The organism is Priestia sp. 53B2, from assembly GCF_056099005.1.
On sequence record NZ_JBLZXA010000013.1, the window covers coordinates 15,154 to 35,764 of the forward strand.

Sequence of the window (20,611 nt, forward strand, 5' to 3'; positions counted from 1 at the left end):
TTGATGTTCTTGTTTATTACTTCAAGAGAAAAATCAATCATTGAGTTAATTATTAAAACGGCAGGAAAGCATACAGCACTTACACTTGCTACTTTTTTGAATGTAAGTGTAAGAACCGTTCACCGAGATTTGAAGTCAATTGAATCAATACTTGAAAAATTTGATTTGAAGCTGATTCGTACACAAGATGAAGGACTAATGATTGAAGGTAAAAATGAACAAATTTTTCGTCTTATCCAAGAGCTGATGAAGATTAAAACGACGGATCAATCTCCACAGGAAAGAAAATTAATTCTTTTAATTCTTCTTCTAGAAGAAGGAGATTCATTTAAATTACAAATGCTGGCTAAAGACTTAGAAGTAAGTATTACTACACTAACTGCTTATTTAGATGAATTAACAGAGTGGTTAACAACATTTGACGTTTTCCTTCATCGAAAGAGAGGGGTGGGAGTAGAGGTTCAAGCTACTGAAGCCAATAAACGAAAAGCATTAGCTAATTATTTTCTTGTTTACTTTAATGAAGAGTTAATTGAGTGCTTGTTTTTAGCAGAAAATCAGCAGCATACGGATGAAACGATTTTGCATTATTTTTATCCGGATTATTTAGCAGAAGTAGACCGAATTGTACATCAAGCGATTAATCAGCATCATTCTAAGCTGGCTGACAGCGATTATATAGGGCTCATTGTTCATATTTGCATTATGATACAGCGAACGAAAAAGCAAATGTATCTAGAAGACGACGGCGGCCAAACGGAAGAACTGGCGAGTGAAATGTTCTTAATGAAGGATATTTGCCGCGAAATTGAACGGGTATTTTCTCTTTCTTTTAGAGAAAAAGATATTCATTTCTTAGCAGTGCGGCTGCGTGCAGCAAAGTTCCAAACTACTAGAGACGTATATTACGACAGCGTAGTGGTTGGGCAGATTATTAAGAATATGATTGCTCACGTTTCTGTTCAGCTTAACACCGACTTAACCGGTGATTTTTCCCTTTACCAAGGGCTGCTTGCTCATATGGAACCGGCAATTTTTCGTCTTAAGCAAAAAATGGAGCTTTTTAATCCATTAACAGAAGAGATTAAGAAAAAGTACCCGGTTTTATTTATGGCTGTGAGAAACAGTATCGATCAAGAGCTACCGGATTTAGTTTTTCCAGATGATGAAGTAGCATATCTTGTTTTGCATTTTGGTTCAACGCTAGTGCTAAAAGAAGAAGTCATGGAAATTCAGGCACTGATTGTCTGTCCAACTGGAATTGGCACCTCGAAAATGTTAGCTAGCCGTATTCGTAAAGAGATTCCGGAGATTAATTCAGTTGTCATTAAATCGGTAAAAGAAATCAAAGAAGCCGCGCTTGAAGGGTATGACGTAGTGATTTCAACAGTAAGACTGCCTTTTTTAAATGTCGATTACATTTTAGTCAATCCACTCTTAACCGAAGAGGATATTCAATCCGTCCAGAATTTTTTACAGAAAAACATTCAAAAGTTAACCAAAGATAAGGACTATCGTTCGTTCCAATATAAAAATAAGACCGTTTCTACAGAAAAACCGTCTTTTGAGGAAACGATGAAGCAAATTAAAGATGTGCATGCAAGTATCGAATCAATTCTTCAAAACCTTAGAATGTATCGATTTTCGGATGCAGTGAGTCACGATCAAGTGATTTCACACGTAGTACGCGCCGCTGAAAAAGAACGTTTAATAACCAATGCCAGCTGCGTTATTCATCAGCTTAAGGAACGAGAAAACAAAGGCGGTTTAGGCATTCCGCAAACGAGTATGGCACTGTTCCATTGCCGTGAACATCACGTGAAAGAGCTGATTTTTCAAGTTTCACATTTAGAACAGCCTTGCACAGTTAAAGGTATGGACGGAACAAACATGCAGGCGCGTAACCTTCTATTAATGCTCGCACCTGAAGAGTTGAGTGAAGCACAGCAAGAAATTTTAAGTTTAATTAGTACCAGTTTAATTGAAGACCATGAAGCAATGATGATTTTTTCGTCTTCGAACGAAGAGATAATTCGCAAAAAGCTAGAGGATACGTTTCATGAGTACCTTCGAAATAATTTGATAAAGGAATGATTTTTGTGAAGCAAGCAGTTCATTTTGGAGCAGGCAATATTGGTCGAGGATTCATTGGGGCATTGTTTTCTCAAAGCAACTATCACGTCACATTCGTCGATATTGCTGAAAAGATTATCAATCAGTTAAACACAGATGAAGGGTATAAGGTAATAACAGCCGCAGAGCACCCCGAGACATTAGCTGTTCAAAACGTATCTGGTTTAAATAATCTGACACAAGAACAAGTAGTCATTAAAGCGATTAAAGAAGCAACATACATTACGACGGCCATCGGACCGAACGTTCTGCCCCGCATTGCTCCTTTAATTGCTAAAGGTTTGGCTGAACGTGTAAAAACAAGCGACGAAAATGTATATGTGATTGCATGTGAAAATCAAATCTCTGCAACAGATTTATTAAAAGGCTATATTTTTGACGCGCTGGATGAAGAGACAAAAGCTCATGTGATAAATAAGGTCTTTTTCTTTAATTCAGCTGTAGATCGTATCGTGCCTATTCAGCATAACCAAGGTTCGCTTGATGTTTTAGTAGAATCCTATTATGAATGGGTAGTAGAGGCACCTGAAGATATTCCTTTTGTAGAAGGAATGACGATTGTGCCTGACCTTGCTCCTTTTATTGAAAGAAAGTTATTTACAGTGAATACGGGGCACGCGGTAATTGCATATTTTGGTTATTTAAAAGGAAAAGAAACGATTGATCAAACGTTAAGAGATTCAGATATTTACGAACAAGTACAGCAAACGCTACAAGAGACAGGAAACTATCTAATTAAAAGATATGACTTAGATAGAGAGGAACACGAAGCCTATATTACTAAAATCATTGAACGCTTTAAAAATCCTCATTTAAATGATTCAGTTAAAAGAGTAGGAAGAGCGCCAATTCGCAAGCTTGGACCTCAGGATCGCTTGATTCGTCCAGCGCTAGAAGCAAAAAAAGCGGGCCTTTCTTACACCTGCTTGGCAAAGGCTATCGCCGCTGCGCTTTTATTTGACCCGCAAGAAGATAAAGAGGCTATGAAGCTTCAAGCGAATATTCATGAGTATGGTATTGAGTACGTGTTAAAAGAGGTTAGTGGGTTAGAGGCAAGTGATGATTTAACAAAAGAAATCATTGCTCAATATAATGCTTTAAAGTCGTGAATGAATTTAGTGCGTGTAAACAGTCCATTTTAAATGAGCTGTTTTTCTTTTAGCAGAAAGGGAATGTTTGTGTATAGGAGGATGATAAAATGGTAGCTATTACACACGTTGGGTTAGCTGTGCCTGATGTAGAAGAAGCCGTGCAGTGGTATGAAAAAGTTTTAGGTTTTAAGCTGATTGCTGGTCCCTATACGTTTAATGCGGAGGAAGAACAAGCTGAAAATATGACTCAAGATTTACTGGGGTCTCATATCAAAAAAATGAAAAATGCTCACATGACAGCTGACAACCAGGTAGGCATTGAACTGTTTGAATTTAATAAGCCGCAAATGCCGCTTGTATTAAAAGCCAGCGATGAGCAGTATCAAAGTTATTTTCACATGTGTTTAATAGCCGATGACGTGGGAAAATTAGCGGATAAAATTGAACAATCAGGCGGTAAAAAGCGCAGCCAAGTATGGAATACAAGACCTGGAAAACCTTATTACTTAATTTATTGCGAAGATCCGTTTGGGAATATTATTGAGCTATATTCACACAGTACGGAGCTGATGTATGGGAATAGAGAAGAATAAAAGCTTATCCAGATTTCTTGGATAAGCTTTTATTCTTTCATGGCTGCCCGTAGCCGTATACCTTCGCCAGCTCTTCGAAGGTTTTTGATGAATAGGTAATAGTTACAGATGTTCCTACTGCCACTTTATCAAATAATTCTTCGACATCCGCATTATGCATTCGTACGCAGCCGTGGCTTACATATTTGCCGATGCTATCTTCTGAGTTATTGCCGTGAATAGCGTATGTGTCGCCGGTTGTGCCGTTTGCATTAAGCCCTAGCCAGCGAGAGCCAAGAGGATTATTAGAAGCGCCTCCTGCAATATGCCCTGTATAGTAAGGGCGATTTTTAATTTTGTTAACAATCTTGAAAAAGCCTACCGGCGTATCGCTCCATGTTTTTCCCGTAGCTACTGAATACGTCTTTTCTAACTTTCTATTATGAAAATAAGCAAGCTGATTTGTTTTTTTATTAATAATAATTAAATCTCCACTTGCTGCGTTTTCACTTGCATTCGCCGCACTTGCTGTATAAGAAATGCTGATAATAGCTGCGAGGCATAAAGCAGCTGCTCGCAGTATAATTTTTCTCACGTTCTAGCCATCTCCTCTATTGTTCGTTTACATATTTGATGAATTACATGCTATTAGTGTATAAAAGGAAAATGGACTGAATATGAATCTTTCCTGAATAAAAACTGAAAATGCATTTTATTTATAAGCGAATATAAAGTAAAAATCTGGGCAGAAATACAACTAAAGGTCTGGTACATATCTCATGAAAAAGAGAAAAGTGAAAATGCACCTTGTATGTTTAATTTAGGATGTATTATCATGAAAGTTTGAAATGAAGGGCAGGAGGTGGAAGAAACAGATGCTTAAAGAATTTAAAGAGTTTGCTTTGCGAGGAAATGTATTGGATTTAGCTGTCGGTGTTATTATTGGAGCGGCATTTGGGAAAATTGTAACGTCTCTTGTAAATGATATTATTATGCCGCTGATTGGTTTGTTGTTAGCAGGGATAGACTTTAAAGATTTATCCTTCACGGTTGGAGATGCTACGGTATTATATGGATCTTTTATTCAAACAATTGTTGATTTCTTAATTGTCGCATTCTCGATTTTCTTATTTGTTCGTTTCTTTAATCGTTTTAAGAGAAAAGAAGAAGAGAAAGTAGAGGAAGAAGTGGCTGTTCTGTCAAAAGAAGAAGAGATTTTAACAGAAATTCGTGATCTGCTAAAAGCAGAAGCAGTGAAAGAGCGTTCATAACAGCAATTTTTACATACGTATCAAACGGCTAAGAGGCCCGTCTTTTCATAAGAAAAGTGGGCTTTTTTCGTGTGAAATTTCTCGGGGAATGTTAGTGGTATAATCATGGGAAAATTAGGCGTGAAAGCGAGAGAGATAGGAATGTTAAAATCATATTAAAAGTGTTAAGATATTGTAAATAGGAGGCTTAAGGTTATGTTTAAACATTTGTATCGTTCTTTGCCAATGCTGGCAGCGTATGGCCTGCTTAGCGTTTTTTTATACAGTGTTGTTATGTTTAATGTATCAAATGACACAAAAATGTTGTTTGACTGGGCCCAAATCCATACAGCTGAGTTCGTAGTATTAATAGGGGGATGCTCACTTGTCTTATGGGCGTTCACTTTCTATTTGCTACTTCGATTTAATCAGATAGAGAGAATACAAGGTTCGCAGTGGTATGCCATTTTTACGGCAATTGTGTTTTCAATTGCGGTAGCAGCCGTTTCTGCTATGGTTTTTGTTATATATCATATTGATATACATAATCCAGGCAAAACAATAGAGTGGATGCAAGCATATCCCGAACGCTATCTTTTTACGGTATTTTTACTTTCGCTGTTAACACTAGCGATCATTATGCTAGTAGGGGAAGCTTATTTAGGGGCTGGGATTACCTTTGTTCTGTATTTTATTTTAGCTCTTGTAAACTATTATAAAAAAATCTTTCGAAATGAACCATTGTTCCCGAACGATTTTATACAGGCCAGTCAGTTAAAAGAAGTTATTCCGATGATTAAAGATTCGATTTCAATTCCTATTGTAATAGGAGTCATTGGATCTATTGTCGTACTGATCGCTCTTTGGTTTTTCTTGCCGAAAATTAAAATTCAATGGTTTCTTCGAATTATTATGATTCTGCCGCTCATCTTTTTAATGAAATCATTTTTATTCTTTGAACACTCGTTTGCTCAAAAATATTATGATCAATATGCTGCGCTGATGCCTTGGAATCAGCAAAATAATTATTACTATAATGGACCTGTTATTGGCATGATTTCAAATGTTAAAACAGATGTGCTGCAAGAGCCGGATGACTACTCACAAGAAGTAATGGCCAAAGTGGCAAAGCGCATTCAGTCAAAGGAAGAGAAAACACAAGAAAGCAAGGCTGAAGTCAAACCAAACGTCGTGTTTGTGATGAACGAAACGTTTTGGGACCCAACAAAGCTTAACGTGACGTTCTCTGAAGATCCAATGAAAAATACAAGAGAACTTCAAAAGAAATATCCTTCTGGGTGGTCTTTAAGCCCTTCATTTGGCGGGGAGACAGCTAATGTGGAGTTTGAAGCGCTGACGAGCTACTCTTTGTCTTTCTTTAACCCTGGAGGCCTTCCTTATCAGCATGTATTAAGTAAAAAAGAATATCCGTCTTTTGTTTCTTATTTAGAAAAACAAGGCTATGCTACAACAGCTATGCATCCAAACAGCGGTATGCTTTATATGAGGCAAAATGTGTATCCAAATTTGGGATTTGATCAAGTGAAGTTTATTGATCAAATGAAGCATACGCAAAAAGATAACAAAGAATTTGTTTCCGATGAAGCGGTAGTTGATGAAGTACTCGATACGCTTAAGCAGTCGAAAAAGCCTGCGTTTGTGCATGCTGTAACGATTGCAAATCATCTTCCTTATTCAGCGGATAAGTATAATGGTCAGGAAACCATTAAAGTAACCGGTAAAGGGTTATCACCGGAAATGCAAAAGGAAATTGAAATTTATGCTGAAGGAATTAAACGTTCAGATGCTGCTTTAAAACGATTGAACGATGAAATTCAAAAGCTGGACGAGCCGACCGTTGTAGTATTTTGGGGAGATCATTTGCCAGCACTTGGACAAAACCTTCAAGCTTACAAAGAAACTGGTTTTGGAAACGAGAAAACGCAGCAAACATCTCAAAAATTTTATGAGACGCCGCTCTTATTTTTATCTAATTACGATACGAAAATAGATAAAAATCTCGGTACGATGAGTCCTATTTATATTGCTCCGACGCTTGTTCAATCTCTTGGTTACAAAAGTAATCTGTTCTACGATCAGTTGAATCAAATGAAAACAGAAGTGCCGGCTTTTCGTTCAAATATGTATATAGATTCAAAAGGAAAGCTAGTGGATGATCCGGCAGCGCTCTCTAAAAAAGCTGCAAAAGACCTTCAAGATTACCATGAAGTTGAGTTTGATACATTATCCGGGAAACAGTACGAAACGCATAAGTTGTATAAATAAAAATAAAAACTCCTTTTAAATAAAAGGAGTTTTTATTTTTTAAGTGTTTAAGGTTGTACTAAAAAATAATTCATGTATAATATTTTAAGGTTAAAAGTAAACTTTAAGTTAAGTAAAACAAAACTTGAGTTTGAAACAGCATGAACAATCATTCATGCTGTTTGCTAATTTTAAATACAGTTGAGGATCGAGAGTATGGAAATAGGAAAGAAAATTAAAAATTTACGATTAAAAAAAGGTTTAACACAAGAAGAGCTAGGAGAACGTACTGATTTAAGCAAAGGCTATATTTCGCAGCTAGAGCGGGATTTAAGTTCGCCGTCTTTAGAAACGTTTTTTAGTATTTTAGAAGTGCTAGGGTGCGAACCGAAAGAATTCTTCGAAATTGATACGCATGTTCAAAAGGTTGTATACAGAGAGGAAGACTACACAAGTTATTGCGAAGATGAAAAAGGTTACCATATTCAGTGGCTTGTACATGAATCAAATGAAAAAGAAATGGAGCCAATTCGTCTTATTCTTCATGAAAAAGGTGCATTTAAGAGATTTGAGCCTTCCCTTTCAGAAACGTTTGGCTACATTTTGCGCGGGTGTGTGAAGGTGAAGCTTGGAGGCAGAATATATGAAGCCAAACAAGGAGAAACCATCTATTTTCAAGCTTCTGAAGAACATCAGATTTTAAATGCTCATGACGGAATAACAGAGTTAATTATCGTGGCGACAGAGTCTTATTTATAGAACAAAAGAGGTGAAGTGAAATGACATCTACGAATACAATTATTCAATTTGAAAATGTGACCAAGCAATATGATAATGATTCAGTTGTATTGGATCATGTAAGCTTTGAAATTGAAAAAGGGAAGTTTTATACTCTCTTAGGTCCATCGGGATGTGGAAAGACAACGATTTTACGATTAATTGCAGGCTTTACGGAAGCCTCAAGCGGAACGATTTATTTTAATGGGAAAAGAATTAATGATGTCCCAGCTAACAAACGTCAAGTTAATACGGTTTTTCAAGACTACGCGCTTTTCCCCCATTTAAATGTATTTGAAAATGTAGCATTTGGTCTTCGAATCAAGAAGATGAAAAATGCTGATATTACAATAAAAGTTAAAGAAGCCCTTCGTTTTGTTAACTTAGAAGGATATGAAAACAGAGAAATAAAGGAAATGTCGGGCGGCCAAAGACAGCGCGTAGCAATTGCACGAGCAATTGTAAACCAGCCCGAAGTCATTTTGCTGGACGAGCCGCTTTCAGCTCTTGATCTAAAATTGCGTACGGAAATGCAATACGAGTTAAGAGAATTACAGCGTCGTCTAGGTATTACGTTCATTTTTGTTACGCACGATCAAGAAGAAGCGCTTGCGATGTCCGATGAAATCTTTGTTTTGAATAAAGGAAGAATTCAGCAGAGCGGGGAACCTACAGATATTTATGATGAGCCAATTAATCGTTTTGTTGCCGATTTTATTGGTGAATCAAATATTGTACCAGGTAAAATGATTGCTGACTTTTTAGTGGAGTTTGGCGGCCAGCAATTTGAATGTGTCGATCAAGGATTAAACCAAAATGAGCAGGTTGAAATTGTCATTCGCCCTGAAGATTTAGCCATTACAAGCTCCGATCAAGGAAAGCTGCAGGTTCGTGTAGATTCACAGCTGTTCAGAGGAGTCCATTATGAAATTTTAGGCTATGACCATGCAGGGAATGAGTGGCTCGTTCACTCTACGAAAAAGGCAACGGTTGGCGAAGAAATTGGTTTATATTTTGAACCTGAAGCTATTCATGTTATGCGATTTAATGAAACGGAAGAAGAATTCGATAAGAGACTCGAAGGTTATGAAGAGGATTACGATGCAAACTAAATCAAGAAATATTTACTTAGTTCCGTACGTGTTGTGGATTTTGCTTTTTGTAGTTGCTCCCATTGTATTAGTTGTCTATTATTCTTTTTTCAGCATCGATAATGAGCTGACGCTTGAAAATTATAAGAAATTTTTTACCCCAGTTTATTTACAGATGACGCTGAGTTCATTTTGGTATGCCTTTTTAATTACGTTATTTTCCTTGGTTTTTTCTTATCCTACAGCTTATTTACTAACGAAGCTTAAGCACAAGCAGCTTTGGCTTCTACTGATTATTTTACCGACGTGGATTAACCTATTATTAAAAGCTTATGCTTTTTTAGGTATATTTGGAACGTATGGTACAGTTAATAAGTTTACTGAATTTCTGGGACTTGGTACTCATCAAATTTTATTTACTGACTTTAGTTTTGTATTTGTATCGGTGTATATTTTTATCCCCTTTATGATTTTGCCGATCTTTAACTCTTTAGAAGAACTTAATCCCTCGCTTATTTACGCTTCGCGAGACTTGGGGGCATCTTCATGGGTGACATTTAAGCGCGTGGTATTTCCGCTAACGCTAGAAGGGGTTAAATCAGGTTGTCAGGCTGTTTTTATTCCAGCACTATCACTCTTTATGATTACGCGTCTAATTGCTGGAAACCGCGTCATTACACTGGGGACAGCTATTGAACAACATTTTTTAGTGACGCAGGATTGGGGCATGGGCGCCACAATAGCCGTCTTTTTAATTATTGCGATGGCCGTTATGATGCTCATAACAGGCACTGGAAAGAGAGGTGTGTAAAATGAAGAGAAAGTGGAAGTTCAGCCACCTTTATTTATTTTTTGTATTTTTCATTTTATACGCGCCCATTTTTTATTTAATGTATTACTCTTTTAACAGCGGAGGAAACATGCGTGAATTTGAAGGGTTTACGTTAGATTGGTACAAAGAAGTGTTTCAAGACACACGTTTGCTTATTATTGTCTTGGATACCCTTATTATTGCTCTATTGTCTTCGGTTATTTCAACTATTATTGGCGTGATAGGGGCACTTGCTATCGTATACGTGAAGCGGAGACGTGTTCAAAATACGCTGCTAACATTTAATAATGTGTTAATTGTGAGTCCAGATGTTATTATTGGCGCATCTTTTTTAATTTTATTTACCATTATCGGTGTAAAGCTCGGATTTATATCGGTATTATTAGCGCATATTGCATTCAGTGTACCGATTGTGGTCATCATGGTTCTGCCTAAGCTGCAGGAAATGAGTCCGACACTGCTCGATGCAGCCCGTGATTTGGGTGCAAGCCGCTTTGAAGTACTTTCGAAAGTGGTATTGCCATTTATTCGTCCGGGTATCTTTGCAGGCTTTTTTATGGCTTTAACTTACTCTTTGGATGACTTTGCGGTTACGTTCTTTGTGACGGGGAACGGTTTTTCCACGCTTTCAGTAGAAATTTATTCGTTAGCAAGAAGAGGGGTCTCGCTAAAAATCAATGCTCTTTCTACTCTTATTTTCATGTTTACCGTGCTGATTGTAATTGGTTATTACTTTATCAGTCAGCGATATAGCAATAAAGTGAAAGGGGTGGCGACTGGAAAATGAAGCAATTAGCAAAGCCGTTTATCTTCATCGTCATCCTTTCTTTCGTTCTTATGTATGTGGTTCATCATTTGAACAATGCCGAAGGATATTCTGGAGGAGATACGCTGACGGTCTATAATTGGGGAGATTATATTGATCCTGATTTAGTGAATCAGTTTGAAAAAGAAACCGGAATTAAAGTTATTTATCAGACCTTTGATTCAAATGAAGCAATGATGACCAAAATTGAACAAGGCGGTACGACATTTGATATTGCTATGCCTTCTGAGTACGCGATTAGCAAGATGCGTGAAGAAAATTTACTATTGCCAATTGATCATTCGAAGCTGCCTAATTTAAAATACATTAATTCGCGTTTTTTAGACTTATCCTTTGATCCTGGCAATAAGTACTCTATTCCTTATTTTTGGGGAACTGTGGGTATTGTGTATAACTCTGATATGATTCATGGTAAGAAGATAAAAAGCTGGAATGATTTATGGGATCCTAAGCTGAAAAATCAAATTTTACTTGCAGATGGCGCTAGAGAAGTGATGGGAATGGGGCTAAACAGCTTAAATTATTCATTAAATGATACGAATAAAGCCCATCTTCAGGAAGCAAAAAGAAAGCTTGATACATTAACACCAAATGTCAAAGCCATTGTAGGAGACGAGATTAAGATGCTCCTAGCAAATGAAGAAGCGGCAATTGGCGTTGTTTGGTCAGGTGATGCTTCTGAAATTATGAGTGAAAACGATAAGCTGAATTACGTTGTTCCAGAAGAAGGTTCGAATTTATGGTTTGATAACATGGTTATTCCCAAAACGGCTAAAAACGTAGAAGGCGCACATAAATTTATGAACTTTATGCTAGATCCTAAACACGCTGCTCAAAATGCGGACTATGTAGGATATTCTACGCCTAATAAACAAGCATTAGATTATTTGCCGAAAGAAGTAGCGGAAGATGAACGGTTTTATCCGGATGAAGAACTAACCAATAAGCTTGAAGTATATAATAACTTAGGCAAACGAATGCTTGCTTATTACAACGAATTATTTTTAGAATTTAAAATGCACCGTAAATAAAAGGTATTTAATTAGGTCTTTGTATTTAAGTTCTTTATTGTTTTTGTAAATTCAGTTGCGTGATAGCAAGAGGAAAGATAAAATACAAACGAGTAAAGCTAATAACATTTATTTTATGTTATTAGCTTTTTTATTTGTAAAACGGGAAAGATAAGAAAAAATTGAATGTTCTATTATTCATCTAGAATTTATATTTCACATTATATAGGAGAGAAAAAGTGAAGCAAAAACAAAAGCAGCATATTCAATCCATTTATTTTTTACGATTATTCGCTATGATGATGGTTGTGCTCGTACATGTAACAGCAGCATATGGAACGGTACTGCCATTTGCAAGCGAAGCTTATCAGAAATATCATTTTCTTAACCGAATTGTTCGAATTGAAGCAGGGATCTTTATTGTGATCACAGGTTTGGTTTTCTTTTATAGTTATATTAACAAGCCTTTAACAAAGACTTTATGGAAATCGTATTATGCTCGAAGAGTGACATATATTTTGGTTCCCTATATTATTTGGGCACTTATTTATGAATTTTATTCGTACTATGTAGGAGCAACAGAATTAAATGCAGCTGATATTGTGAAACGTATTTTACGCGGAGAGTCCTACTATCAGCTTCATTTTATCTTTTTAATTGTACAGGTTTATCTCGTGCTGCCGGTTTTTGTATGGCTAGCACAAAAAGTAACCATTTTTAAAAAATACATGTGGCTGTTTGGCATTATCAGTCAGCTTGGTTATTTAATGCTTAACAATACGTATCATATCACTTCATTTAATTTATTTTTAAATACAATGGCTACGTTTTTACTCGGCGGTTGGATTGGCATTTATTATCGCGAGCAAGTGGATAAAAAGTACAGTCGTTCGAATATTATATTATTTCTAGTGACGCTCGGATCGGGAATAGCTATTTCACTGTTAAATTATCACTTATACACAATGAAGACAATCCACATTTCAGGCTTTACGTATGAGGCTGTTAATACGCTTTATTTGGTCGCTGGAAGTTATTTCTTCTTCCGAATTGCAGAGATATTAGCTGAAAAGCTTTCTGTAAAGTCCGTGACGGTTGTTAAAAATATTGCCATGTACTCGTTTGGATTTTACTTGATTCACCCAATGGTTTTAAACTTTGTGGCAAAAGCAGTACCAATACAAGGCAACTACATGTTTCACGTTGAAATCTTGGCACGCTATATTTTAACATTAGCGGGCTGTTACCTCATCATTTGGGGATGTCATCGTCTTTTACCGTTTGCTAGCTTTTTGTTTGGTAAACTGCCAAAAGAAGCGGTGTTCATTTACCGACGTCCTGATCATAAATAGCGTTTAGTTAAAAGTTATGTCTGCTTGCAGGCATAACTTTTTTTATAAAGTATAAGAGATGAGAACACGCTGGTTTTAAAATATTTTTAAAAGTGACATGCTAAGATAATGCTTACTTAGGTACTCACAAAAGGGGGAATTTGATATGCGTGTACTTGTGGTAGAAGATGATGCTTCATTATTACACGGTATCATAGAAGGCTTAAAAGAAGAAGGATATGAAGTTGATTGTGTGTCTGAAGGAGATGAAGGTTTGTTTTTAGCAGAGCAGAATATTTATGATGCCTTGATTTTAGATATTATGCTGCCGGGTATGACAGAGCTTGACATACTAAAAAAGCTAAGAAAACAAAAGGTGCTGACGAAAGTTATTTTTCTTACTGCAAAAGATAGTGTAGCAGATCGAGTGAAAGGGCTCGATTATGGAGCTGATGATTATTTGGTTAAGCCTTTTGCCATGGCTGAACTTTTTGCAAGGTTAAGGGTGATGCTCAGAGACTTGCAGGCAGAAGAAGGCATGATTTCATATGGCCCCATTTCGATACGAGAAGCCAATCATGAAGTTATGATAAATGGGAGTGCCCTAACGTTAACGATTAAAGAATTTCAGCTTTTGGAATACTTTATTCGAAATAAAGAACAAATCCTTATTCGAGATCAAATTTTTAATCGGGTATGGGGGTTTACATCTGACGTAGGAGTGGGTGTAATAGATGTCTATGTTCACCATTTAAGAAAGAAGCTTCAGCCTTTTAATTGTGACGGTTATGTACGTACAGTGAGAGGCGTACGCTTTATGTTAAAAGGGGAAGAGCATGTTTAAAAAGACGAGAATCAGACTTGTGTTATTTAACACAATCGTGCTGATGGTTATTTTGAGCATTTTTAGTTTAGTTTTATATGTTTATATGCAGCATGTTGTTTTTTAAAATCCAGACAATCGGTTAAGTGAGATGAGGGAGCAAGTAAAAAAAAGAAACTTACATGAAATCCAGGAAAACAATGAGAGAGAAACAGAAAGACGGGTTGCGTTTTTACGTTGGAGCAGTGATAAAAAACTAATCAAAATCACACCTAAAAAAGGGTTATATACAAACGATATTGACGACTTTAAGCCTGCGCTCTCAGAAGGAAAAGCCCAAACGTCGCAAGAGGTAAACGGTCATGCTTATCGAGTGATGAATGTGAAAAACGAAGGGTATATAAAAGACCAAGACGTTTCAACGATTCAACTTGTCTTAAACGTAGATCCAGAAACTCAAACCTTAGAGCGCCTTGCTTTTCTTCTTATCATTTCAGCGTTTATTGGACTGCTTCTTTCGCTTGTAGCTGGCTTGTTTTTAGCTAATCGAGCGCTTGTACCTATACAAAAGTCGTGGAACAAACAGGTCGAATTTATTGCAGATGCTTCCCATGAGTTGAGAACGCCTCTTTCCGTGATGCAAACGCATCTCGAGCTATTGTTTAGACGACCAAATCATACTATTGAGCAAGAAAGCGAAAATATTTATCAAAGCTTAAACGAAGTGAAGTGGATGACGAAGCTGGTGGGTAACTTACTAACACTGGCTAGATCTGATTCAAGTGCACAGCTGCTAAATAAAACGGTCTTTAATATGGGCGAGCTGGTTGATAAAGTAGCTAATCAATTTGAGCCCATATTTGAACTAAAGGAGCTGCACTTCACAAGGGAAATTGAATCGTTAATGTGCGGAGGAGATCGAGAACGACTTCATCAGCTATGTATGATTTTATTAGATAACGCTTTTAAATACACCTCATCTAGAGAAAGCATTCACATCAGTCTAAAGAAACATCATCACTCTATGACGTTAATCGTTAGGGACACAGGCGTTGGAATTGAAGCGAAAGACCTTCCATACGTGTTTGATCGCTTTTATCGAAGTGATAAGAGCCGAGCACGTGCCGAAGGAGGGTCAGGTTTAGGTCTCGCGATTGCCAAATGGATTGTACAAGCTCATGACGGAGAAATTAAGGTTTTTAGCCAAAAAAACGTGGGCACGGAATTTCATGTGAAAATTCCGCTATGAAAAAAGCTGCCTATCATCAGGCAGCTTTTTTTATCACTTTTTTGTTGGCAGTCTTCCACGCTTTCCATGCATTAGCGATTAACAGGCCAATTAATAAATAGGCAAGGCCGCCAAAAGCTAAGTAATCTACGGCGCTAATCGCCCCCGCAAGCAGTCCAAATTTTATTTGGTCTTTATACTTGGCAGGAGAAGTTGGTGGATCCGTCACCATGAAGAAGGCTAAAAATAAAGCGGAATTAACAAAAGGAGCTCGTAAAGCATCCGCTACATCGCCTACTCCTATTAATGACATAAGCGTAAAAATAGCAAAATACACGTCCAAAAAAGCAAATACTTGAGGGAATTTATTTACTTTGCTCGTCACAAGGTACCCCGTCACAAACACGAATACAATGAGCCATACGGGTAGTAAAGGTAAGCTTCCCCACCAGCTTTGGCCGCTTGAAAAGACAATAAGTGAAAAGAGAAGACCAAAAGCGGCAGGGTTAAAAATAGGCTTCTTTTTTACTTTTACTAAGTGCTTCGATAAAATCGCAACAGCTACAGTGCAAAATGTGACCCAAGCCGGTGTAGATGTGCTGAGCACTAAGGCAATAATTAATCCAGTAATAATTCCGCCGTCAGGAAGCTGAATTTTCCTTTTATAAGCAAAAGAAAATCCTAAATCTAAGGCGGCCGTTGAGCATCCGGCAAGCAGTAGGTGTCCTAATCCTTGAAAGGCAGAAGAGTTGAATTCACCTAATAAGGTTAACAGCAGCAGCATAGCCATCACGTATCTTTTAGGTGTTTTAACTAGCTGCGCCCAAGGACTTATTTCTTTTGGTTTGTTTTCATCTACAATAATATAACCTTTTGGTGTACTAATATATTTAACGCCGCTTCTTCGTTCAGAACGTGTGGTCATAATTCATTAATTCCTCCATATCTGATGTAAAAAAAGGAGTGAAACTAGAATCGAAGAGTACGCCGCCTATGTCGGCATCATTCAATAAATTTACTCCTTTTTCCGCTCCTAAAATAAAAGCTGACGTAGATAATGCATCGGCCAGCATGGCAGAAGGAGCAATAGCTGTACAACTCATTAGACTGCTTCGAGTGGATGGAGATAAGGGATTAACCAAATGATGCATGGATGGTTGCGTCTTATTTTTTCTAGCATAATTTCCTGATGTGCAGACAGCCGTATCTGTTACACGTAAAGTCAGTAATGACTGCGTTTGAATCCCAGGGTGCTGAATCCCAACTTTCCATAACTCTCCGTGTTGATTGCGTCCTTTAACTAGGATGTCTCCTCCTGCATTAATCATAAAATGCTGATAAGGAAGGGAGCGGGCAGCCAAATCAATCGCCAACCCTTTGGCGACCGCTCCAAGATCTATAATCATCGGTTTTTGTAAACAAACCGTTTTTTTATGTGTATCCAATACGATATCTTTATAACTTCCAGAATCGACTGCTTCGTCCACTTGTACGGGCTTTCCATATAGGTAGTGTTCGTTAAAACCGTGGTTTTCTAATTGTTTTCCTACCGTTGGGTCAAAGATTCCATTTGTTTCATTTGCTACTAGGACAGTGAAATGAAGTGCTTCAAATAAGAGAGGACTGACAGAAACGGGTTCTTTGACATGTCTAATTAGTTTCATAACTTCGCTTTTTGCATCAAATCGACTGCACGTCGTTTCAACGGTTTTAAAAATAGTAAATGCCTTTGAAATATGGTGAAGGACATTTGCTTCTTCTGATTGCGGAGCAATTACTTGAAGTGACACGGTTGTTCCCATACATAATACAGAGCGGCTATACGTTTTTATGGACATCGTTCGTTTCTCCTTTATGCATTCATTGCTTGCTGAAGTGCGTCATCCACGGCATTTTGAAAATCTTCTGTACTAAGTGTTGCTCCGCTCACGACGTCGACGTCTGAGCTTTGTCTTTGTACGACTTGAGACGGAAGGTCCTCAATGTAACTTTGAGAATAGTGAGTGTCCGCTTCTGTAATTTCAACTGTATCAATTCGGTCGTTTTTAATGGTCACGGATACGTAGACGGTTCCGATACGGTTGCTTCCTTGGCCAGAATACGTTCCATCTTTGTATTTTGTTTTAGGAGCAGAACTTTCGGCACTCGCTGATGACTGTTTCTTATGAGAGGAAGCAATATCTTCTCCCCAGCTGTCATTGACAATCGTTTGATTGTCTGTCTAATCCGTCGTTTTCTTCTGATGATGAGCCGGTGTGACTTGAACAGCTTGTGCATCAGATAGAGTGTTTATATAACCAGTTGCATAAATACTTCCAATGGCTACGCTGCATGCAGCAATCATCTTCTTTCCCATTTTATTCATGTTTGTTGAACCTCCTGATTTGTACCAGAACTATAGTTTCGATTATTGATAGTTGTCTTTAGCATAAATAAACTTTTAAAAAAGATTTAAAATCAAGAAAGTTTTTTCAAAAATAAATGAGCCAAAGGAAAAGATGATTCTAAATAATAAAGGTAGGCGATGGAATTTCTTTCACAAGCCTAGCTATTTTGACATACGTAATAATAGTTAATATTTCTGTTTACTATCTAAACGTGCATGATAAAATAGAAAAGATGAATATGTGTTAGGAGGAACATCAGTGAAAATTAAGCTTGGCCTTTTATACGGAGGAAAATCCGCTGAACATAAAGTATCTTTACAAACAGCTCTAGCAGTTTCAAAAGCAATTAATCACGATAAATATGAAGTGCATCCAATTTACATTACAGAAACAGGAAAGTGGATTCGCGGCACACAGCTGACTGGTCCGCTTGAAACAGTTGCTCAATTAGAAATTCAAGATAACGGAACTGCTATTTCACCAGTTTCATTGAATACGGAAATGTTTGCATTAACAGATTCAAAAACAGATGATCAGCTAGATGTTATTTTCCCACTTCTTCATGGTCCAAATGGAGAAGATGGTACGGTACAAGGATTATTAGAATTACTAAATATCCCTTATGTTGGAAACGGTGTATTAGCTTCAGCAGCTGGTATGGATAAAGTTGTAATGAAGCAGCTGTTTGCACAGGCAGGTCTCCCTCAAGTAGAGTACGTATCATTTATCCGCCGCGAGTGGGAAGCAGATCGAACGGCTGCTTATGAAAAAGTAGAAACACTTGGATACCCTTGCTTTGTTAAACCGGCAAACTTAGGTTCAAGCGTTGGGATTAGCAAATGTGATAACCGCGAAGAGCTAGAAGCGGCATTTGTTGAAGCTTTCTTATTCGATCGGAAAATCATTGTAGAAGCAGCAGCAGTTGGTCGTGAAGTTGAAATTGGTGTGTTAGGGAATGATGAAGCAGCTTGTTCAGTAGTTGGAGAAATCTTACCTAAAAAAGCGTTTTACGATTACAAAGCCAAATATGAAGACGGCGATACAGGTCTTATTATTCCAGCTGAAATTACAGAAGAACAGCACCAAGAAATGTCAGCACTAGCAATCAAAGCATTTAAAGCAATTGATGGATCTGGTCTTGTACGTGCAGATTTCTTCTTAACATCAGAAGGTAAATTCATTATTAATGAAGTGAATACGATGCCTGGTTTTACACCTTTCAGTATGTTCCCGTTATTGTGGAAACACGCAGGTGTTGAATATCCAGATTTAATCGAAAAACTTGTATCACTAGCAATTGAACGTCATACCGAAAAGCAGCAAATTAAACACACAATGTAATTCACACAACACTATTCATCATGAATAGTGTTTCTGTGTTTAGTTTCAATTAATGTTATCCATAGTTTACTTTATATCGAGAGGAGCAAACCAACAATGATTAAACGTACGCTTAAACAGCTAGCTACAATGATTCCAGGAAGTGTATTTCATAGCGGGAACGAAGCAGCTGTAATTGAGGGAGTCTCAATTGATACGAGAACCATTCAGCAAGGTAATTTATATATCCCAATTAAAGGGGAACGCTTTAACGGGCATGCATTTGTTCATAAAGCAATTGAAAACGGAGCGGTCGCTACATTGTGGAACAAAGATGAAGAAAATCTACCGACAGACATTAGTGTTATTTTAGTCGATGATACGCTAGAAGCTCTTCAGCAATTAGCGAAATCCTATCGTCACGAATTGGATATTAAAGTAGTGGGCATTACAGGAAGTAACGGAAAAACAACGGCAAAAGACATGGTGAAAGCTGTGCTCGATACAACTTACCGTGTTCTGAAAACAGATGGAAACTTTAATAATCATATTGGCATGCCGCTTACTATTTTGCGTTTAGATGAAACTCATGATATTGCAGTTTTAGAAATGGGCATGAGCAGCCGAGGGGAAATTGAGTTTCTTTCTAATTTAGCGGAGCCTGATGTGGCCATTATTACAAATATCGGAGAATCGCACCTCCAAGACTTAGGAAGCCGTGATGGAATTGCGGAGGCAAAATTAGAAATTACAAGCGGCTTAGCGCCAACAGGTCAGCTTGTCTATAATGGTGATGAGCCACTTTTAACATCACGCGTAGTTAATCCAGTATTTGAAACGGTGACATTTGGCAGCTCAGAACAAAACGATTTGTATCCAAGTGCTATTTCAGCTGAAGAGTTAGGCACAACATTCACTGTTTCACGTGAAACAACATATTCGTTCTTTATCCCGGTATTAGGTAAACATAATGTTCACAATGCGCTTTCTGCTATTGCGGTAGGTCATTATTTTGGACTAGACAATGAAACAATCGCTAAGGGATTAAAAGAATTAAAGCTAACCAATATGCGTATGGAGCTCGTGAAACGAACAGATGGCCTGACCTTCATTAATGACGCATATAACGCAAGCCCAACGTCTGTTAAAGCTGCTATCACGTTGATGCATGATTTAGAAGGCTATAAGCAAAAAATTCTTGTTCTCGGCGATATGCTTGAATTAGGCGATCAGGAAAAAGAGTTCCACAAAGAAGTGGGAGAGTTTATTCAAGCAGAAAAAATTGATTATGTTCTAACATACGGCCCCTTATCTGTTGAAATTGAGCAAGGAGCAAAAAATAATTTTGCAGAAGATAAGGTAATGCACTTTGAGGAGAAAGATGAGCTTGTTAAAAAATTAACAGCGATTACAACAAGAGAAGATGTGGTTTTAGTGAAAGCATCTCGAGGGATGAAGCTTGAGGAAGTTATCTCAAAAATGATGCATAAATTACCGTGATATTAAAAAGAGTATAAGTAAGCTCTATTGCAAACGGAAAGCCATAGTGTTATGATGTAGTCTGAGTGTCTTGAGGCGCTTATACTCTAAACGTTGAATTTATTGAAGTAGTCGTTTAGAGCATTTTCCGTTTCCTCGGAGAATGCTTTTTTTTGTAAAATATAGATAGTCTAAA

The 20,611-nt window shown here is 37.4% G+C and carries 20 protein-coding genes; 15 read left to right on the top strand and 5 right to left on the bottom strand.

Annotated elements, in window-relative coordinates:
• The first annotated feature begins 3 nt into the window (after nt 1-3).
• The 3 genes from ACN6NE_RS11910 to ACN6NE_RS11920 all read left to right on the top strand — a co-directional run bounded on the left by ACN6NE_RS11910 (nt 4) and on the right by ACN6NE_RS11920 (nt 3,817).
• Entirely contained in the window at nt 4-2,094 is a 2,091-nt protein-coding gene (locus ACN6NE_RS11910; protein WP_474325356.1) for a BglG family transcription antiterminator, read from the top strand.
• Nucleotides 2,095-2,099: 5 nt separating this feature from the next.
• Nucleotides 2,100-3,242, top strand: coding sequence for a mannitol-1-phosphate 5-dehydrogenase (locus ACN6NE_RS11915; RefSeq protein ID WP_129705703.1), 1,143 nt, complete (start codon nt 2,100-2,102; stop codon nt 3,240-3,242).
• An 89-nt stretch (nt 3,243-3,331) separates the two neighbouring features.
• Nucleotides 3,332-3,817: a VOC family protein gene (locus tag ACN6NE_RS11920; RefSeq protein ID WP_474325358.1), complete on the top strand. Its 486-nt coding sequence runs from the start codon at nt 3,332-3,334 to the stop codon at nt 3,815-3,817.
• A 37-nt stretch (nt 3,818-3,854) separates the two neighbouring features.
• Here the strand turns inward: ACN6NE_RS11920 and ACN6NE_RS11925 are convergent, their stop codons facing one another.
• Complete coding sequence (locus ACN6NE_RS11925; RefSeq protein ID WP_129705706.1) at nt 3,855-4,391, bottom strand: L,D-transpeptidase; 537 nt, start codon at nt 4,389-4,391, stop codon at nt 3,855-3,857.
• Nucleotides 4,392-4,671: 280 nt separating this feature from the next.
• Between ACN6NE_RS11925 and mscL the strand changes: the two genes are divergently transcribed.
• The 10 genes from mscL to ACN6NE_RS11975 all read left to right on the top strand — a co-directional run bounded on the left by mscL (nt 4,672) and on the right by ACN6NE_RS11975 (nt 15,250).
• Complete coding sequence (gene mscL / locus ACN6NE_RS11930) at nt 4,672-5,067, top strand: large conductance mechanosensitive channel protein MscL (RefSeq protein ID WP_192998209.1); 396 nt, start codon at nt 4,672-4,674, stop codon at nt 5,065-5,067.
• A 195-nt stretch (nt 5,068-5,262) separates the two neighbouring features.
• Entirely contained in the window at nt 5,263-7,332 is a 2,070-nt protein-coding gene (locus ACN6NE_RS11935; protein WP_129705710.1) for an LTA synthase family protein, read from the top strand.
• Nucleotides 7,333-7,527: 195 nt separating this feature from the next.
• Nucleotides 7,528-8,070: a helix-turn-helix domain-containing protein gene (locus ACN6NE_RS11940; RefSeq protein WP_013054985.1), complete on the top strand. Its 543-nt coding sequence runs from the start codon at nt 7,528-7,530 to the stop codon at nt 8,068-8,070.
• 20 nt (nt 8,071-8,090) lie between these two features.
• On the top strand, nt 8,091-9,200 hold the full coding sequence (locus ACN6NE_RS11945) for an ABC transporter ATP-binding protein (protein WP_025601794.1): 1,110 nt from the start codon (nt 8,091-8,093) through the stop codon (nt 9,198-9,200).
• On the top strand, nt 9,190-9,990 hold the full coding sequence (locus ACN6NE_RS11950) for an ABC transporter permease (protein WP_013054987.1): 801 nt from the start codon (nt 9,190-9,192) through the stop codon (nt 9,988-9,990). The genes ACN6NE_RS11945 and ACN6NE_RS11950 overlap by 11 nt, the downstream gene beginning before the upstream one ends.
• A 1-nt stretch (nt 9,991) precedes the next feature.
• Complete coding sequence (locus tag ACN6NE_RS11955; RefSeq protein ID WP_061860280.1) at nt 9,992-10,798, top strand: ABC transporter permease; 807 nt, start codon at nt 9,992-9,994, stop codon at nt 10,796-10,798.
• Nucleotides 10,795-11,868 carry an ABC transporter substrate-binding protein gene (locus ACN6NE_RS11960; protein WP_474325361.1) on the top strand — a complete coding sequence of 358 codons (1,074 nt, stop codon included), beginning with the start codon at nt 10,795-10,797 and terminating at the stop codon, nt 11,866-11,868. Before ACN6NE_RS11955 ends, ACN6NE_RS11960 begins: the two co-directional genes overlap by 4 nt.
• A gap of 218 nt (nt 11,869-12,086) precedes the next feature.
• Nucleotides 12,087-13,199, top strand: coding sequence for an acyltransferase (locus tag ACN6NE_RS11965; RefSeq protein ID WP_474325362.1), 1,113 nt, complete (start codon nt 12,087-12,089; stop codon nt 13,197-13,199).
• Between the two features lie 145 nt (nt 13,200-13,344).
• Nucleotides 13,345-14,022: a response regulator transcription factor gene (locus tag ACN6NE_RS11970; RefSeq protein ID WP_129705719.1), complete on the top strand. Its 678-nt coding sequence runs from the start codon at nt 13,345-13,347 to the stop codon at nt 14,020-14,022.
• Between the two features lie 130 nt (nt 14,023-14,152).
• A complete protein-coding gene (locus tag ACN6NE_RS11975; RefSeq protein ID WP_474325363.1) occupies nt 14,153-15,250 on the top strand; it encodes a sensor histidine kinase in 1,098 nt (365 codons plus the stop codon).
• Nucleotides 15,251-15,266: 16 nt separating this feature from the next.
• Here the strand turns inward: ACN6NE_RS11975 and ACN6NE_RS11980 are convergent, their stop codons facing one another.
• The 4 genes from ACN6NE_RS11980 to ACN6NE_RS11995 are packed head-to-tail and all read right to left on the bottom strand — an operon-like array spanning nt 15,267 to nt 17,594.
• Nucleotides 15,267-16,154: an RnfABCDGE type electron transport complex subunit D gene (locus tag ACN6NE_RS11980; protein ID WP_474325364.1), complete on the bottom strand. Its 888-nt coding sequence runs from the start codon at nt 16,152-16,154 to the stop codon at nt 15,267-15,269.
• Nucleotides 16,138-17,067, bottom strand: a complete 930-nt coding sequence (locus ACN6NE_RS11985) for an FAD:protein FMN transferase (RefSeq protein ID WP_474325365.1) — start codon at nt 17,065-17,067, stop codon at nt 16,138-16,140. The genes ACN6NE_RS11980 and ACN6NE_RS11985 overlap by 17 nt, the downstream gene beginning before the upstream one ends.
• Before the next feature lie 14 nt (nt 17,068-17,081).
• Nucleotides 17,082-17,435 (bottom strand): FMN-binding protein, encoded by a 354-nt coding sequence (locus tag ACN6NE_RS11990; protein ID WP_474325378.1) that lies wholly within the window; start codon nt 17,433-17,435, stop codon nt 17,082-17,084.
• A 15-nt stretch (nt 17,436-17,450) separates the two neighbouring features.
• Complete coding sequence (locus tag ACN6NE_RS11995; protein WP_474325366.1) at nt 17,451-17,594, bottom strand: hypothetical protein; 144 nt, start codon at nt 17,592-17,594, stop codon at nt 17,451-17,453.
• 280 nt (nt 17,595-17,874) lie between these two features.
• On the opposite strand from ACN6NE_RS11995, the gene ACN6NE_RS12000 reads away from it, so the two are divergent.
• Nucleotides 17,875-18,957, top strand: a complete 1,083-nt coding sequence (locus ACN6NE_RS12000) for a D-alanine--D-alanine ligase (protein WP_013054995.1) — start codon at nt 17,875-17,877, stop codon at nt 18,955-18,957.
• Nucleotides 18,958-19,053: 96 nt separating this feature from the next.
• Nucleotides 19,054-20,436: a UDP-N-acetylmuramoyl-tripeptide--D-alanyl-D-alanine ligase gene (locus tag ACN6NE_RS12005; RefSeq protein WP_474325367.1), complete on the top strand. Its 1,383-nt coding sequence runs from the start codon at nt 19,054-19,056 to the stop codon at nt 20,434-20,436.
• The last annotated feature ends 175 nt before the right edge of the window (nt 20,437-20,611 follow it).